The following is an 18318-nucleotide window of genomic DNA, read 5'->3' as shown; positions in this document are numbered from 1 at the left end:
TGTAATTGATTAGTTGTTATTTTGATGTAATGTATTGATTTACCAAGGCACTTTCAAGCGTTTTCCCTTGTGTTGTAATAAATGCTTTAATAGTATAATTTGAGTTTGTTTTTACTTTTGAAAGCGGAATAAAAGCCTGAAACTGTTTATTTTCATCCGGTCGGCGTGTACCTTCAATTTTAATATCCTCAACATTCAAGTAAGATACATTATTGATTATGATACCAATAGCATCCTTTGAACTTATTTGAATTTTATTCAATTTGACCTTAACTAAATAACCGTCTTCCTTTGTTTCAACTACCTGAATAGTGATTTTACCATTGCTTTCTGCCGAAAAAGCTGTCGCAATATTTGGATAAAAGTTACTTTCTCCTGCATCGGTTAATCCTTTTACGGTGTAGTAATATTGTTTTCCATTTGAAATATTACGATCTACAAAAATCGTGTCTTTTACAGCTGTTGCAATTTTTGTAAACTCATGAAGTTTGTCTCCTCGATAAACGTTATAACTCGTTTCTTTTGACACATTTTCTTGACTGTGCCACTTTACTTCAATAGTATTTTCTGACTGCTTTATGGCAGAAATATTTCTTGGACTATATGGTACTTTTGATGATACTCTAACATTTTCCTTATCGGAAGCTTCGCCGCTACCCAGACCATTGTAGGCTGAAACTGTAAATTGATAATCTGTTTCATCCTTAAAGCCTTCCAAACGATAACCGAAAACATTATCGGCATCTATACTTACTTGTTTTCCGTTCTCGTTTCTATAATTTATGGTGTAACCTTTGGCATTTGCAACACTTTTCCAAAAAAGCGTTACGGTATCATCACGTCTTGAAACCTTGAATATTTCTGGCTTTTCAGGTTTACTGAAACTTACTGAAACCAGTTCCGATATCGGACTTTCAATAGCATCATTTAACGCTTGAATTTTAAAATAATAAGATTTTCCAAACTGAACATCTTCAATTAGAACCTCATTTTTATTTTTTACAACAACCGATTGATCTAAGCTTGAAGCTTCGGTGCCATAAAACACTTTGTAAGACGTTGCCATACTAACTGACCCCCATTGTAATTTCACACCCGATTGTTCAATACTAGCTTTGTATATCGTGGGCTTTGTTAAAGCACTAGAATTAGTTTTCCATTTACTTACAGAAACACTAAAAGGCCGCACTGTAATTAGTCCGTTTTTAAATTCTGTTTCCTGAATATCCGGATTTCTTGTTTTTAAAACATCGGCAGCAATGTAACTTGTATATAATGTTTCATTTAACGATTCGCCATTCACCTTCACTTGAAATTGATTAGATTCCCCGCTTCTATTAGTTATTACCAAATAATTAAAACCGTTATTTCCCTTGTATGTTTGCACAAACATGCCATTAGCCGTTGTGTTTTTTAAACCGGGTACCTGAACCATTTTTGAGATATCCGTTTTATATAAGAAATTTGAGTTATTCGTCGCCTCGTGATATATTTTTAAAGTTTTCCCTTCAATATCTCTATGAATTCCGGTAACAATAGTATCTGTATCTATTTGTTGATTGTTTTTAAAGGCTGCTTCTAGCAAATTATTTTTATTAACCAAAGGCACAAACTTATTACTTACCTCGTGTGCCGCAACATAAGTGGTATTTGTGTGCTGCAACTGGCGCATAATGTATTCTACATTGTAAATACCCGAATAAATACCGTTTAACGGACTATTCCAAACGCCAAATTCGGTGATAATCATTGGTACATCTTTCCAAGTATAATCTTCAATTTCCGACATTGCCGCCGGACTTGTTGCTTCTAACAACTTTGTATTGGCACGTTTGTATGCCTGATCCAACGTTTCTTTTTTTCCGGTATGTGGAGCGTAAGAATGCTTAGAGAACGTGTTCCAATAAGCACCATTTGTTTTTTGAAACTTATTAATTTCTTTCATAAACGTCCAAACGCCATCCCAAGTGTAATTCAACGCTAATTTAGCGTCTGGTAATACGTGCTGAATAGCCTCGGCGTAAGGTTGCATTTTTGCAGCATAATCATAACCGTCATTCCACCAATACCTATTTCTATTTGGCACATAAAAATAAGGTTCGTTGCAAAATTGCCAGGTTTCTACTTTTATATTATTGTTCTTGCAGAAGCGTGCTAATTCAGTAACCATTTCTGGAGTTTCCGAAAATGCATTAATGGTCACCACTAGTTTTCCGTTGATTTCACTTAACAAATGGTATAAATCGGTAATGCGATGCGGCCCTTTAACTTCCACAAAACGATGTCCTTTCAAAAACGGTTTCTGATGGTCGAACATGGCAATATAATCCAAATCGTACTGCCCGGTTGCACTACTAAAAGCATCACCCATCGTGCCTGAAAAATAACGTAACCAGCCTGGTTTTAGCTCTTTTACTGAAGCCACAAAATCAGGATGTGTATAACTCCATACTTTATCGGCGATACGCACATTAAAACCACTAGCTCCATTTTTTATGGCATGCCCATTAGTGGTATCAACGTTAATATACTCTATTTTTTGAGCATACATTGAAGCGGTTTGCAAAATGCAAACCGCTAAAACCAATGACATGATTTTTATTTTTTTAAAAGCCATAACTAAAGTTAAATCGCTAATTAAATTTTTATATTTTTTTATTGAAAAAACAAAGCAATGATTAAAATGAAACCTGATCGAATGTAAACACATCAGATGGTGTTCTAGCTTCCTTTAAAATACGCTCCATATCTTTTATAACCTCAGGGTTTTCTTTAGCTACGTTATTTTGTTCCCCTTCATCAACTGATAAATCGTATAACTCAAATGGTGCATTTGGGTTCTTAAGCACTTTATATTTTACTGCTTTCCATTTTCCTTTTCTAATCGCTTGACGACCTCCACGTTCATGGAATTCCCAATATAAATATTCGTGTTGTTTTTGTTCCGAAGCATTATCTAATAAAGTTGGTAAAAACGAAATACCATCTAAGTTTTCTGGCACAGGAATATCTGCAATTTCAGAAAATGTTGGTAATACATCCCAAAATGCTGAAACTAATTCTGTTTTAGTCCCTGGCTTAATTTTCCCAGGCCATTTTATCATCATAGGCACACGAATTCCGCCTTCGTATAAATCTCTTTTAACGCCTCTCAATGGTCCGTTACTATTAAAATATTTAGGATCGGCTCCACCTTCTGTATGCGGGCCATTATCCGAAGTAAATACGATAATGGTATTATCTTCAATACCTAAAGCTTTTACTTTATCCATGATTTCGCCAACTTGGCTGTCCATAATTTCAATCATGGCCACAAAAGCAGCATGAGATTCTGTTTGAGATTCATAGTGCCCTAATCTATATTCGGGGCCATCATCTGTACCTTCATATACTTTTTCAGGCGCATATTTACCTCTGTATTTGGCCAAAACTTCTTCTGGAGCTACCAATTCGGCATGCGGAATAATAGTTGGCACATACATAAAGAACGTGCTATCCTTATAGGTTTCTAAAAACTCAAGGGCTTTTTCTTGAATTAATACAGGCGCATACTGTTCTTTTTTATGTCCTGCATTTCCTGTTAAAACAATAGAATCTTGATTAGACCATAAATGATACGGATAATAATTATGCCCTAAACGTTGGCAATTGTAACCATAAAAAACATCGAAACCTTGATTGTTTGGATCGCCTTCTGAGCCTGGATAACCTAATCCCCATTTACCAAAAGCACCGGTAACATAACCACCTTCTTTAAGTGCTTCTGCCATAGTATATGTATCATCTGGAATTGGGTATTGTCCTTCTGGTAATACTTCTTTATTTCCTCTCACCGGCGTATGCCCTGTGTGCATTCCTGTTAATAAAGCAGAACGTGATGGCGCACATACAGTGTTTCCTGAATAGTGTTGTGTAAACACTAAACCTTGTGACGCTAATTTATCAATATGTGGCGTTTTAAATTTTTCTTGACCGAAACTACTTAAATCACCATAGCCTAAATCATCAGCCAGGATATAAATTATATTTGGTTTTTTTTCAGTTTCATCTGTGATAGTAGCATCGTCTACCGTTTTAGATTTCGATTGCCCACATGAAAACACACATGCTATTAACACCGCAGAAAATAAAATTTGAATACCTTTTTTCATCTTAATACATTTAACTTTTTATCTATTTTCAGCAAAACCACTAAAAATTGCTTTAACACTTTCAAATATACCCATTAATTAAAAAATGTTTTTATTAAAAGCATATCACAAATGTTGCAACCTATGCGAAACAAGTAAAACAGGGCAATATGCAACATTAACACCCCTTAATTAAAACATAAACCACCATCAATGTGCTTATAAAAAGCTGACAAAGAATGAAAAGTTGCGTAAATTGTGATAATATCTCTAAATAATCATACATTCAACATTTTTACTCTATTTGCATATATGAAACAAAACAACCCGATATCCATTTTTAAGTCTTTCTTGGTTTTATTACTCTTTTGGTTTTATTCAACAGCTTGTTTTGCTCAGTTAAATACTACCGATTTTCATGAGTTAGATATTCACGGCGTACTTTTTAACAAAAAGGTTAATGTTTTATTTATGGATAGTTATGGCTATTTATGGATTGGTAGTAATTCTGGTTTATATAAATATGATGGGCATAATTTAACCACCTATCAATACGATGTTTTCGACAATGAATCGCTCCCAAATAACAGTATAACATCTATAATTGAAGACGATTTTAATAATTTATGGATTGGAAGTGAGAGTTTTTTAATTCATTATGATAGAAAGAAAAACACATTTAAGGGATTGCTTAAAAACATTAGAACGGTTGTAAAACAAAAAACTAGTAACGGTGATATATGGGTAAGTTTACGAAGTATTGGTTTATTAAAAATTCCTGCTTTAGAAGCTATTAGTCAAACCGATTTACCAACACTTTACACCTCTAAACCTCTAAAAAACTTATATAATACCCGCAACCAAAATATTAATGCATTGGTTGAAGATTCGTTTAATAGATTTTGGATTGCATCCAACAAAGGCATTTCTATTTTAAATAAAGACTACTCTATTTCTACTACAAATTTTTCATACAATATTATTGACATCAAGTTATTTGATAACAACAAGCTATTAGCTATAAGTCAAAAGGATTTATATATTTTAGGTTACAACAAATCGGACCATAACCTAGAAATATTAGAAAGTTATCCCAATATTAATGAGTCCTTTTCAATAGCATCTAACCTTACCACCACTACCTTAGATGATAAAACAAACGACTTGTGGATTGGATCTACAACAGGCCTTATCAAAGCCACAAGACTCGATAACAGCTATCACTTTAATTATTATTCAAAAGATAAGAATGATGAATATCTACCAAACAACCACATCAGTTCAACATTATTTGATAGTTATGGCAATCTATGGATTGGATCGCATAAAGGAGTTAACAAATACCTAGGTAGAACATCGCTTTTTGAATACAATCAGGTTTCAAAAAACAACAGTTTAACCTTTGATATAAATAGCTTAAATAAGGATAATCTTTTAGTTGGTGCTTTAAATGGCATATATTATTTCAACCCAACAACAAAAGTGTCTACTAAAATTAAAACACCTTTTAACGACGTACATTTTATTGCTAAAACTTACGAAAACAACGATCTTTTTATTGCGAATAAATTAAGTTTATACCAATCTAAAAACTACCAACCTGGTGATACTTCTTTAGATTTAACTAAAATTAAAACTTACGAATTTGCTATAAAACACATAACTCCTATTAGTAAAAATGAATTATGGGTTGCGTTATGGAGCGGTGGTATCGATATTATAAATGACAGCCAGCCCTTTTCGGAATTTAAAAAACAAGTACTAGAGAACTTAAAACACCACCACACCTCTACGTTTTTATTAACAAAAGAAAACAAACTATGGATTGGTACACGTGGAGAAGGCTTATATGTTATCGATTTAACAAATGAGCGTTTTAAGCATTATTTGCCCACTAAAGAAAACGGACTTACAGCAAATGCCATTTTAAGTCTGCACGAAGATGAAACCGGAAATATTTGGGTAGGTACGCGTGGTGGCGGTTTAAATATGTACCAAAAAGAACTCGATCAGTTTAAAAACTTTAAAGAAACCAACTCTTATAGTCCTAAAATTATATCAGCCATTGAAGCCGATTTTAAGGGTAACTTATGGATGAGCACACGAGATGGCTTAACCATGTTCAACACAAAAACACAAAAATTCATCCCGTTTGGTGTAGAAGATGGCATTAATGAAAATCAGTTTGTATTTAACTCCAGCAGCGCCAATCCAGAAAAAAACATATTATATTTTGGTTGTTCTGATGGATTTTATAGCGTACACACCAATAAATTAATACCTCAAAACATACTCCCGAATACAGTAATAACTAGTTTTTCTACACTTGGAGAAACGGCAAACAATAACTTTAACAGCGCCCATACGTTTAATATAAACTCTGGTTCTCCCATTGTATTACCTTATAACCAAAACAATATCTCTGTAAATTTCTCATCCTTAGATTTAACAGCTCCCAACAAAAACCAATACGCTTATCAACTAAAGGGTTTAAATAATTACTGGATTTACACCAATGCATTTAACCGAAATGCCAACTATAACGACCTCTCTCCAGGCACATACACCTTTATGGTTAAAAGCGCAAATAGCGATGGCGTTTGGAATGAAACCCCTTCGGAAGTCACCTTTACCATAGAGCCCCCTATTTGGAAAAGTACTTGGGCTATTTTAACCTATATTTTGCTCGCCATACTCATACTATATATTAGTTCTATATTAATTAGGCGTTGGTATTTATTAAAGAAAAACTTAGTAAAAGAAACCATCAGCCGAGAAAAGGACAACGAACTGAATAGAATGAAAATGATATTTTTTACAGACATTTCTCACGAATTACGCACACCGCTATCCTTAATATTAGGAACCATTGAAAAGGTAGTAAAAGAAAAAAAATTCACACTAAGCCCTTTAACCAGTCAACGCATTTATAATAATACCCTGAGAATGCATCGACTAATTAATCAAATTATGGATATTCGTAAATTTGACGAAGGAAAATTTAAACTTAAAATTTCTAAAAACGACATTGTTCAGGATATCACCACCATTAAGAATGCTTTTAATGATTTTGCTAAAATTTACAGCATCAACTATCATTTCGTTCCAAAAACCAAACAAATAAAAGGTTGGTATGATGTAGATTTATTAGAAAAAATACTTTTCAACCTCCTTTCTAACGCTTTTAAATACACTAAAGAACATGGAGAAATAACAATATCTTTAGATCTTATAAAACCAACAAACACACTAATTGGAAAACATAAACTAGAGGGAAAACACATTAAATGTAGCGTTCGCGATAATGGCATTGGAATTCCTCAAAAAGATTTAGAGTATATTTTCGACCGCTATTATCAAGCAACCAAATCGCAACGCAACCAAATTCCTGGCACTGGTATAGGCATGGAACTTGTGCAAAAACTTATTGAACGGCACCACGGCACCATTACTGTTGAAAGTGAAGAGCATGTTTTTACCGAATTCACTTTTTACCTGCCTATTTCTAAAAACCAATATTCTAAACACGAACGTAGCGAAACAGGTACACCATTAAAAAGAAATTTCATTAAAAACTCCGAGTATCAAGTTATAGAAGAAGTATCTTCGGAATTCACAGCAAATGAAGCCAACCAACCTAAAAAATCAAAAATCCTTATTGTTGAAGATAGTGATGATTTAAGGCAAATGGTCGTGTCTGAACTAAAACCAGACTTTAATGTTATTGAAGCCATTAACGGAGTAGATGGTTACAATATGGCCTTAAAAGAAAAACCAGATCTTATTGTTAGCGATATTTTAATGCCTATTGAAGATGGTATTTCTATGCTAAAACGCATTAAGAAGAACCCTATATTTAACAATATTCCTATTTTTATGCTCACGGCAAAAAACTCTGAAGAATCTAAAATTGAATGCTTAAGTTTAGGAGCAAACGATTATATAGAAAAACCATTCAGTTTAGAGTTTTTAAAATGGAAAATAAAAAACACATTTAAAACCAGACACGATTTAAAAGAAAAATATAGCAAACTAATTACTACCGCTCCTGTGGATGTTGAAGTCGATTCTAACGATGAGAAATTCATTAAAAAACTCATTAAAATTATAGAAGACAACCTCAATAATAACATCCTAAATGTAGAATTTCTAGCTTCGGAAATCGGCATGAGTAGAGCAAATCTTTACCGTAAAGTACAGCAAATTTTGAATGATACACCTGTGAATTTTATAAAAACCATAAAACTAAAACGTGCTGCCCAATTACTAAAACAAGATAAAATGTACATCTCGGAAGTAGCGTACATGACAGGTTTTAACAACCAAAAATATTTCAGCAAATGCTTTAATAAAGAGTATGGTATAAGCCCAACAGCATTCGCCAAACAAAATAAAACATCAGAAAATGTTGAGGGTAATAAAGAAGATATTTAGAAACTATCTTTTCGTTTAATTTCGGCTTAAAATCGCTTTATTAATTTGTTTAATTAAGCTTGGCCCTTCGTAAATAAACCCGGTATAAATTTGAACCAAATCGGCACCAGCATCTATTTTCTCTAGGGCATCTTTAGCAGAATGCACACCGCCAACCCCAATAATTGGAAAGCTTTTATCGCTCTTTTCCGATAGATATTTAATAACTTGGGTACTTTTATCTTTAACCGGCTGCCCGCTTAAACCTCCATTACCAATACTTTCTAACAAGGCTTCGGAAGCTTTTAAACCACTTCTATCCATAGACGTATTGCTAGCTATAACGCCGTCTAAATGCGTTGTTTTTACAAGCTCAATAATTTCGTCTAACTGCGTTTCATTTAAATCTGGCGCAATTTTAAGTACTATCGGCTTTTGAGTTTCAAACGTTTTATTCGCTTGTTGTACCGCTCCTATTAATTCTTCTAAATAATCTTTATCGTTCAATTTAGCATGCGATCCCACATTCGGGCAACTCACATTAAGCACAAAATAATCGACATAAGGATGCAAACCATTAAAACATTCTAAATAATCTTTAGTGTAATCTTCTGGTTTTGTATTGGTATTTTTTCCGATATTTCCACCAATAATCAGTTTGCCTTGATTCTTTTTAAGTTGCTCAATAGCCGTTTGCAATCCCTCATTATTAAAGCCCATACGGTTAATAATTCCTTGGTCGTCCTTTAATCTAAATAAGCGCTTTTTCGGATTTCCCTCCTGCCCTTTTGGGGTTACCGTTCCTATTTCAATAAAACCAAAACCGAAATTGGCCAATTCATTATACAACACCGCATTTTTATCAAAACCAGCAGCTAATCCAACGGGGTTTTTAAAGGTTAAACCGAAAACTTTACGTTCGAGTTTAGCATCTTCAACCACATATAAACTTCGGAATAAACTCTTAAAACCAGGGATTTTAGAAGCAAATTTCACTAAAGAAAATGTAAAATGGTGAATTTTTTCGGGATCGAATGAAAAAAATATCGGGCGTAGTAATTGTTTATACATCAGGATTATTTGTGCAAAAATAAGTTTAATTAAAAAATTGAACAATTCTAAGACCTGAAAAATTAAATATTCAATGTTTGATGCACATTATTTGAATGAAAACATTCGTTAATTCATGCCTAAAAATCGTATTTTTGAATTATAAAAAGCATAAACCATTAGTCCGCTCTAATATTTAAAATTATCTCTAAAAATGATTTCAAAAGCACATATAATAAAACGTTTTGTTAGTTACGTCACTGTGGATACCGAATCTGATCCAGAATCTCAAACCACACCAAGTACAGAAAAACAATGGGATTTAGCCAACCAACTTACCGAAGAGTTAAAGCGAATTGGCATGCAAGATGTGAGTATCGATAAAAACGCATACATTATGGCCACTTTGCCTAGCAATGTGGATCATGAAGTGCCAACCATTGGGTTTATTTCTCATTTTGACACGTCGCCAGATTTTACAGGAAAAAATGTAAAGCCTCAAATTATTGAAAATTACAACGGAAAAGATATTGTTTTAAACGAAGCTGAAAACATTATTTTATCGCCTGATTATTTTGAAGATTTATTACAATATAAAGGCCAAACCATAATTACAACCGACGGCACAACGCTTTTAGGCGCCGATGATAAAGCAGGAATTTGCGAAATTATTTCAGCAATGGAATATTTAATAAACCATCCTGAAATTAAACACGGAAAAATTAGAGTTGGGTTTACACCTGATGAAGAAATTGGACGTGGCGCTCATAAATTTGACGTTGAAAAATTTGGAGCTGAATGGGCTTACACTATGGATGGTAGTCAAATTGGCGAACTAGAATACGAAAATTTTAATGCTGCCGGAGCCGTTGTAAAAATTAAAGGAAAAATTGTACATCCTGGTTATGCCAAAGGAAAAATGATAAACTCAATGTACATCGCTACTGAATTTATCAACTCATTACCACGTATGGAAACCCCTGAACACACTACGGGATATCAAGGTTTTTTCCATTTACATAATATGGAAGGTGATGTTGAAGAAACAACCTTAAAATACATTATTCGCGACCACGATAGCGGGCATTTCGAAGCTAGAAAAGAAATGATGCAAAAACTGACTAATGAATTAAATTCTCAATACGGTTCTGAAGTGATTTCTATTGAAATTTCGGATCAATACTTTAATATGCGCGAAAAAATAGAACCGGTAATGCATATTGTTGATATTGCCGAAAAAGCTATGAAAGCTTTAGACATAGAACCGCTAATTAAAGCCATTCGCGGTGGCACAGACGGATCGCAACTAAGTTACATGGGCTTACCTTGTCCTAATATTTTTGCTGGCGGACACAACTTTCACGGACGTTATGAATATGTACCTGTAGAAAGCATTATAAAAGCAACCGAAGTGATTTGTAAAATTGCTGAATTAACTGCTGAAGAAGCTCAAAACGAATAGCTTAATTTCAATAATTATTTATACAAATAGCGTTAGAGCTTCATGCTTCTAGCGCTATTTTAGTATATAAAATAATTAGAGCAAACCGCGCGCTTTAATTTCTAGATACTTATTAATAGTATCGATAGTTAAATTTTCAGGTGTAGTTAGAATGGAATAAATACCGTACTTTTTCAATTCGTTCACGATAAGTCGCTTTTCAAAATCAAATTTTTCAGCAATCACCTTATCATAAGCCTGCTGAACGGTTTCCGCATTATCAGAAATTAAGCTGTCTAATTCTGTGTTTTTAAAGAAAACCACTACTAATAAATGACTTTTAGAAATCCCTTTTAAATACGGCAACTGCCGATGTAATCCATCTAAAGTTTCAAAATTAGTATATAATAAAATAAGACTTCGTTGTGTGATATTTCGTTTTACATCAGCATATAAGCGTCCAAAATCACTTTCAAAGAAATCTGTATTTACATTATAAAGCGCTTCCAATATGAGGTGCATTTGCGAGGTTCTACGTTCTGCGACAACTCTGTTTTCAACCTTTTTAGAAAAAGCAAAAATACCCGCCTTATCTTGCTTTTTTAAAGCTACATTCGAGATTACTAACGATGCATTTATCGCATAATCCAACAACGTTAATCCATCAAAAGGCATTTTCATAACCCGACCTTTATCGATAACAGAATAAATGGGTTGCGACTTTTCATCTTGAAACTGGTTTATCATTAACTGGTTTTTCTTAGCTGTAGCTTTCCAGTTTATGGTACGTAAATCGTCACCAAGCACATAATCTTTAATTTGCTCAAACTCCATGGTATGCCCCAATTTCCGGACTTTCTTAACCCCGTATTGAAGCAAGTTATTACTTATCGCTAACAAATTATATTTTCGCAGTTGAATAAAACTCGGATAGGTTGGAATGGTTACATCATCATCAAACCAAAATCGGCGAGACACCAAACCAAATACAGAACTTGCATAAATATTAAGTTTTCCAAACTGATATTCACCACGTTCTGTTGGGCGTAATTCGTATTCTAATTCGGTAACACTAGAGGCACTTAACTTTCGATCTATTTTAAAATTACGAACTTGAAATTGCACAGGGATTTCATCAATAATTCGAATGTATATGGGAAACGTGTAAAAATTCTCAATGCTAATCCCAATTTGATTTTGATCGCCATTCGAGAATTTTTCAGGTAAATTACGCCTGCCTTTCAATCCTTTTTTAGTCATAAAAAGAATTAAAGTATCTAATATCGTCAACAATAAAAGCCCCAACAATAAAAGCTTCACGATATTAAATAACCGTGGTAACATAAAGCTCACCACAAACAAAACCATAATAATTAAGCACCCATAAAAAAAGCGGTTTTGTATGTAAAATGGTTTGAGTCTTTTCAATGTATTAGGTATTAATTATTGGTTGTTGGTTAGTCGTTATGGGCTCCTGTTTACTGAGACTGAAACTAAAAATACGACTACCTCGGAATTTCTACAGCTTCGATAATTTGTTTAATAATTTGTTTAGATGTTACGCCTTCCATTTCGCGTTCTGGAGTTACAATAACACGATGTTGTAGCACCGGAATAGCAGCTTGCTTAATATCTTCTGGTGTTACAAAATCACGTCCACTCATGGCTGCAAACGCTTTACTGGCTTTTAAAATAGCGATGGATGCACGTGGCGATGCACCCAAATATAAAAACGGATTGCTACGCGTGTTTATAATAATATCGGCAATGTATTTAACCAAATGAGATTCTATTATAATTTGACTAACCAAACCTTGGAATTTATAAATCTGCTCCTTGCTTAAATGCGCCGTAATTTTATCAATTTTAGTACCACCTTGTAGAGCTTGTTCTCTATTTATAATTTCTATTTCTTCTTCTAAATTAGGATAATCAATATCTATTTTGAATAAAAAACGGTCTAATTGCGCTTCTGGTAGACGATAGGTTCCCTCCTGCTCAACGGGGTTTTGAGTAGCTAAAACAATAAAAGGTAAATCCATTTTAAAACGATGGCCGTCGATGGTAATTTGACGCTCTTCCATAACCTCGAATAAAGCCGCTTGTGTTTTTGCAGGCGCCCGATTGATTTCATCAATTAAAATCATGTTTGAAAAAATTGGTCCTTTTTTGAATTCAAACTCTGAAGATTTCATATCAAAAACCGAGGTTCCTAAAATATCACTCGGCATTAAATCTGGTGTAAATTGGATACGACTAAACCCAACATCCAAAGATTTTGCCAACAACTTAGCCGAAATGGTTTTGGCAACACCAGGAACTCCTTCAATTAACGAATGTCCGTTAGCCAAAATAGATGCAATAAGCATATCTATCATGCCTTTTTGCCCAACAATTACTTTACTTATTTCGCCTTTGATAAGAGCGATACCTTCTTGTAATTCGCTTAAATCAATTCGATTTTTAAAATCTAAATTACTTTCGGGTATGTTATCATTTCCTGATAACGTATTTTCAACATCCTGTTGAAGTTTCCCTTCTAAAGCATTGTCTTCTGGCGTGTTTAATTCGTCCATAATTATTTGGTATAAAAAGCTTCAATAGCTTTGTTTAATCTTAACAAATCGGCCTCTTCCAATTGGCGTTTGGCTTTCAATTGTATTATTAAATTAATTAATCGTTTAATAAGTTCTTGTTTTTTATTAGATTTCAGACTTAAATTTTTAATAAATTTTTCGTCTAAAAGCTGCGTATCTAAATAATATTCACGACGTAAATATTCTAAGAAATATGTAATTTTCTTATCAATAATAGTCGCATGATCTTTAGTTTCGTAATATAAATTCCCGATTGTTTTTGTAAACGCTACTGTGGTATTTACATTCGGTTTTATGGTTTTCACAATACGTTGTCGGCGTTTTGCATTAAAAATAATAAAGAAAATTAAGGTAATTACACCCAAAAACCAAGCCCAACGCAAAGCTGGTGTTTTCAAGATAAATCGCAATGGCGAACTTCCTAAATTACTCCCTTTTTTTATAGATGAATGAAAATGAATAGTATCGTTTGAAACATAAGACAGCGCTGCTTCCGCATATTTCTTATTATCCTTTTTAAGCAGATGGTAATTGGTAAATGCAATAGGTTGCAGGTGTAAATAGAAATTTCCAGACCCAAAATTGACTTTTACAAAATTAACATGTTGAATAGAATCGAAAGTTTGATACCCTAAAACCGTTGTTGAAATAGAGTCTAATTTGGTGAAATAATAATTCTGCAAGCCTTTTTCAATGGTAATCGAATCGTTTGCAAACTGCTTATTAGCGAAACTAAAACCGGCTTTTCCTTTAAAATTGTAGTCGCTTGTAACATCAATGCCTAATGAATCTTGAATAATTTGCGACGGGAATTGTGTGGACATAAAGGCATCGTTTCCGTGGGCTACAAAATCGAGTAATTCTTGAGCAGATACATCATCTAAAACCGCATAATCCTTAATAACCATATAGGTTCCAGAAGTATTATAAATACTATCTTCCCAATTATACAACCCGTCGAAATATTCGTAAGGCGTCGATTTTATAATTTTAGCCGGGCTTTCAGGAAATATCGTTTTTAGTTGATCGTGAAAAATATAAGTTCCGTACGGAATTTTATCCGTTTCCTTAAATGTGCGATTCCAGTTAATTGGTTTTTCTCTAGAAAACTCAATAGCCGTTGCTCCCGCAAAAATAAAAATGAGTAAAACAATATATATTTTTATGGTTTTATTCATCTTTTATGGTTTTTAAAAATTGAATAAAAGCATCTTTAGCTTTAGTGAATTCGGTTTCGTTAACATCAAATTCGCCGTACCAGATATAATTATAAAGGTACGACGTGTAAGAAAATTGCTTTTTTACTTCATTTGAAACCATTTCGTTTTGATAATCGCTGTTTGTTTTTTCAACATCGTACTCAATAATTTCAGCTTCGGCTAAGGCTTTTAGAAGCCATAAATAATAATATCGAATGGCTAATCGATAATTCTGTTCTCCTTCCGCCGAAGCGATCAATTTTTTAAAATCGGTGGCATGTATATTAGCTTCGATATCGGTAACAGGAATAATGCTTTTATCGGATGATTTCCCGAAAACCCATGCGCCTTCTTTATTCATTACCGCTTTAAATATGAAGAAAATAACCAACAAGAAAATAGTGACACCTCCAATTTGAAGTATAAAATCAGTGTAGTTCGACGACTCACTGCTGCTTTTTAGTTTAAAGAAATCACGTAAAAAATCGCTTAACCATTGTTTAAAACGTGTCCACCACCCCGAACTTTCAATGGAACGTTCGTATATAAATTCTTCACCGGTATAAAGGTCTTTTAAATTTCCGAAGTGTCGTTTTTCCACGACAGTGCTATCCATTCGCAAACTATCATTTTCAACTAAAACCACCGCAGGTGTGTTCTGCGTTTCAGCAAAAACAGTTGGTGCAAAAAACGTAAGGCTCATGCTAAAAAAAACGATATGTATCCAATATTTTCTATTCACCAGAACCTATTTGATCAATAACACTTTTGGTATTAACATGCTCATTTTCTTCTTTTAAGGTATAGAAAATAAGACCTTCATTTACCCGTACTACAGTCCCTAAAACAGAACTCACTAAAAACGTTAAAAAGAACACCACAAGCATCACCATAGTCATCGCGCTAGAAATATCTTCGTCGCTTGGTGAACCTTCTCCAAAACTTGTAAACAAACTTGCCATACCAAAGAAATATGGAATTATAGAAATAATATTCTGAATAATATAAATAATAAGAAAAAACAGCCCTATACTCCCTACGGCCGGCCAAAACTTAGATTTTAAAAGCGTCCAGGCGTAACTAAAACTTTCCCAAATACCTTTTTTACCTTCTAAATATTCCATTAATGTCATGCCATAAAACAAGGTAAATGCACCAATTAATAACGGCAATGCAAAAATACCGACAATGGTTACGGTTAAAATAACCGTACAAATAACAAGTACTAACATAGCCGGAATACTTATCAATATTGAGCATAACACGTAAACGGTAAGTTTACCAATATGCCTTTTGTAGGTATCTAAAATATCACGAGTTTCGAAATTAGCACCTCCATTTTTACTATATAAATTAAAATAAATTGCAGGAAAAGCATAAGAAACAATGCCGGCGACCATCCCGACGACTATAAAAACGAACAACATTCCGAGGAACACGCCTAGATTCTCGTTCAGATAACTGTCTATAACCGTACTCCCGTCTCCTTTTAGCACGCCACTAAAAATAAAATCAGTGTAAAATTTGGTAAAAAAGTAACCGATAACCGCTAAAATGAGCAAGAAAATACCATTAATTATAAAATACTCCTTAAAAAAGTGTTTCCCATTTTCCTTGAGAAAGGTGAATGTATCTTGAAAAAAATCGTTAAAACTTCTAGATTTATATAATTCCATGTGCTTTTTTAAGTTTTTTATTCAAAATAAAAGGATAAATAAGGTAGTAAAATGAAATGATACTTAGCGTTACTAAAATAATACCTACCGACAACCAATTGGGCATAACGTTAGAATATCGAGTTACAAAGCCTTCTAAAAAACCTGCTGCCACGGTAAACGGAAAAGTGCTAATTAAAATTTTAACACCATCTTTCATCCCCATTTTAAAACTTGTAATTCGCGAATAGGTTTTTGGGAATAAAATACTAGCTCCTAAAATAAAACCTGCTGCACCCTCGATAACAATAGCAAAAATTTCCATGGCGCCATGAATCCAGATGCCTCGAATACTTTCCCAAAGGACGTCGTGTTTTTGAAACATAAACTGAAAAGCACCGAGCATAATCCCATTTCTTAACAAAATGTAACCTGTACCAATACCTCCAAAAACGCCGTAAATAAAAGATAGTATCCCTACGTATAAATTATTAATAGTTATACCTATAAAACTCCCCCAATTGCTTCCACTTTTGTAAACGGCCACAGGGTCGCCTTTTTCAATATTTTCGAGGGTCATGTTTACATAATGATCGCCTAAAATTAAGCGCACAAAACTATCGTCGTACGCTGCCGATAATACGCCAATGGCTACAAAACTTAAAAATATAGCGAAAGCATAAAGTACATAACGCCTGTTTTGATATACAATTAGTGGCACTTCAATTTTCCAGAACTGTACAAATCTATTGGTGTCTTCACGTTTTGTTTTATAAATTTTCTGAAAAGCTCGCGCTGCTAGGTTGTTTAAATAAAGAATTGTTTTACTTTTGGGATAATAGGTTTGGGCGTAAGATAAGTCGTTTACCAAATGAATATAAAGAGAAGCCAACTCATCTGGATTTTTTAAAGTTTTTCCGAAAATAGCTTTTTCAAAATCGAGCCATTTCTCTTTGTTTTGTTTAATAAATGCGACTTCTCTCATGTGTAATCAAATTAAAACAATTCATGCTAGAGTTACAAATAAATACCACACAAAATGTCAATATAAATTTTACCGCCGCAAGTGTTGGCGAGCGCATTTTGGCTTATGGTATCGATTGGATTATTAAAATAGCCTATATTATTGTTGTTTACCAACTTCTTTTTAACTTACTAGATATTCCGGCACTTATTAGCGACATGGATCAATGGTCTAAAATGTCCATCTATATTATGTGCTATTTACCCGTGATTTTATACACCCTTATTTTTGAAACTTTACTCGATGGGCAAACGCCTGGAAAGCGTATTTTAAAAATTAAAGTGGTAAAAATTGATGGCTACCAAGCCTCGCTTGCCGATTTTTTAATTCGATGGTTTTTCAGGATTGTCGATTTAAACATGATGAGTGGTGTTGTGGCCTTAATTTCGATAATTACCAGTAATAAAAATCAGCGTTTGGGTGATATTACAGCGGGCACATCAGTAATTACGTTGAAGAACAAAATTAACATCAGTCATACCATTCTCGAAAACTTAACGGATGGCTACAAACCAACATACCCAAATGTGATAAAATTATCGGATAATGATGCGCGAATTATTAAAGAAACGTTTATTACTGCAAAAAAATCGAGTGACTATCCTACGCTAATAAAACTTCGGAAAAAAATTATTGAAGTCGTTGATATTAAAGAAATCAAACAGAAAACAGATATCGAATTTATTGACGTTATTATGAAAGATTACAATTATTACACGCAGAATATGTAAGTCTGAAATTTAAATTTCATAGTATAATATCGACAAACGACTAACGCGTTGAAAATCTTATTAAAGAAACCCTTAATA

12 protein-coding genes are annotated in these 18318 nt (G+C 33.6%); 3 read left to right on the top strand and 9 right to left on the bottom strand.

Annotated features, from left to right (window positions below):
• Positions 1-16 precede the first annotated feature (16 nt).
• Both QWY92_RS15485 and QWY92_RS15480 read right to left on the bottom strand, forming a co-directional pair.
• On the bottom strand, positions 17-2593 hold the full coding sequence (locus QWY92_RS15485) for a fibronectin type III domain-containing protein (protein ID WP_290272862.1): 2577 nt from the start codon (positions 2591-2593) through the stop codon (positions 17-19).
• Positions 2594-2678: 85 nt separating this feature from the next.
• Complete coding sequence (locus tag QWY92_RS15480; protein ID WP_290272861.1) at positions 2679-4151, bottom strand: arylsulfatase; 1473 nt, start codon at positions 4149-4151, stop codon at positions 2679-2681.
• 291 nt (positions 4152-4442) lie between these two features.
• Here QWY92_RS15480 and QWY92_RS15475 point away from each other — a divergent pair, with 291 nt between their 5' ends.
• On the top strand, positions 4443-8564 hold the full coding sequence (locus tag QWY92_RS15475; RefSeq protein ID WP_290272859.1) for a hybrid sensor histidine kinase/response regulator transcription factor: 4122 nt from the start codon (positions 4443-4445) through the stop codon (positions 8562-8564).
• Positions 8565-8579: 15 nt separating this feature from the next.
• Here the strand turns inward: QWY92_RS15475 and QWY92_RS15470 are convergent, their stop codons facing one another.
• Positions 8580-9614 (bottom strand): quinone-dependent dihydroorotate dehydrogenase, encoded by a 1035-nt coding sequence (locus QWY92_RS15470; RefSeq protein WP_290272857.1) that lies wholly within the window; start codon positions 9612-9614, stop codon positions 8580-8582.
• Between the two features lie 193 nt (positions 9615-9807).
• Between QWY92_RS15470 and pepT the strand changes: the two genes are divergently transcribed.
• A complete protein-coding gene (gene pepT, locus QWY92_RS15465; RefSeq protein WP_290272855.1) occupies positions 9808-11055 on the top strand; it encodes a peptidase T in 1248 nt (415 codons plus the stop codon).
• A 75-nt stretch (positions 11056-11130) separates the two neighbouring features.
• Here the strand turns inward: pepT and QWY92_RS15460 are convergent, their stop codons facing one another.
• From QWY92_RS15460 to QWY92_RS15435, 6 genes are all read right to left on the bottom strand, one after another.
• Positions 11131-12462 (bottom strand): DUF58 domain-containing protein, encoded by a 1332-nt coding sequence (locus QWY92_RS15460; RefSeq protein WP_377878958.1) that lies wholly within the window; start codon positions 12460-12462, stop codon positions 11131-11133.
• Positions 12463-12539: 77 nt separating this feature from the next.
• On the bottom strand, positions 12540-13610 hold the full coding sequence (locus tag QWY92_RS15455; RefSeq protein WP_290272853.1) for an AAA family ATPase: 1071 nt from the start codon (positions 13608-13610) through the stop codon (positions 12540-12542).
• 2 nt (positions 13611-13612) lie between these two features.
• On the bottom strand, positions 13613-14809 hold the full coding sequence (locus tag QWY92_RS15450) for a DUF4350 domain-containing protein (protein ID WP_290272852.1): 1197 nt from the start codon (positions 14807-14809) through the stop codon (positions 13613-13615).
• Positions 14802-15533: a DUF4129 domain-containing protein gene (locus QWY92_RS15445; protein WP_290272849.1), complete on the bottom strand. Its 732-nt coding sequence runs from the start codon at positions 15531-15533 to the stop codon at positions 14802-14804. Before QWY92_RS15445 ends, QWY92_RS15450 begins: the two co-directional genes overlap by 8 nt.
• 31 nt (positions 15534-15564) lie before the next feature.
• A complete protein-coding gene (locus tag QWY92_RS15440; RefSeq protein ID WP_290272847.1) occupies positions 15565-16506 on the bottom strand; it encodes a hypothetical protein in 942 nt (313 codons plus the stop codon).
• On the bottom strand, positions 16493-17470 hold the full coding sequence (locus QWY92_RS15435; protein ID WP_290272845.1) for a stage II sporulation protein M: 978 nt from the start codon (positions 17468-17470) through the stop codon (positions 16493-16495). The genes QWY92_RS15440 and QWY92_RS15435 overlap by 14 nt, the downstream gene beginning before the upstream one ends.
• Positions 17471-17493: 23 nt before the next feature.
• Between QWY92_RS15435 and QWY92_RS15430 the strand changes: the two genes are divergently transcribed.
• The gene (locus tag QWY92_RS15430) at positions 17494-18240 is read left to right on the top strand and encodes an RDD family protein (RefSeq protein WP_290272843.1); all 747 of its coding nucleotides are present in this window, start codon (positions 17494-17496) and stop codon (positions 18238-18240) included.
• Positions 18241-18318 lie beyond the last annotated feature (78 nt).

Origin of the sequence: Algibacter miyuki (genome assembly GCF_030409805.1) — a bacterium.
Taxonomy (GTDB): domain Bacteria; phylum Bacteroidota; class Bacteroidia; order Flavobacteriales; family Flavobacteriaceae; genus Algibacter; species Algibacter miyuki.
This window is presented reverse-complemented; position numbering and strand designations above follow the sequence as displayed.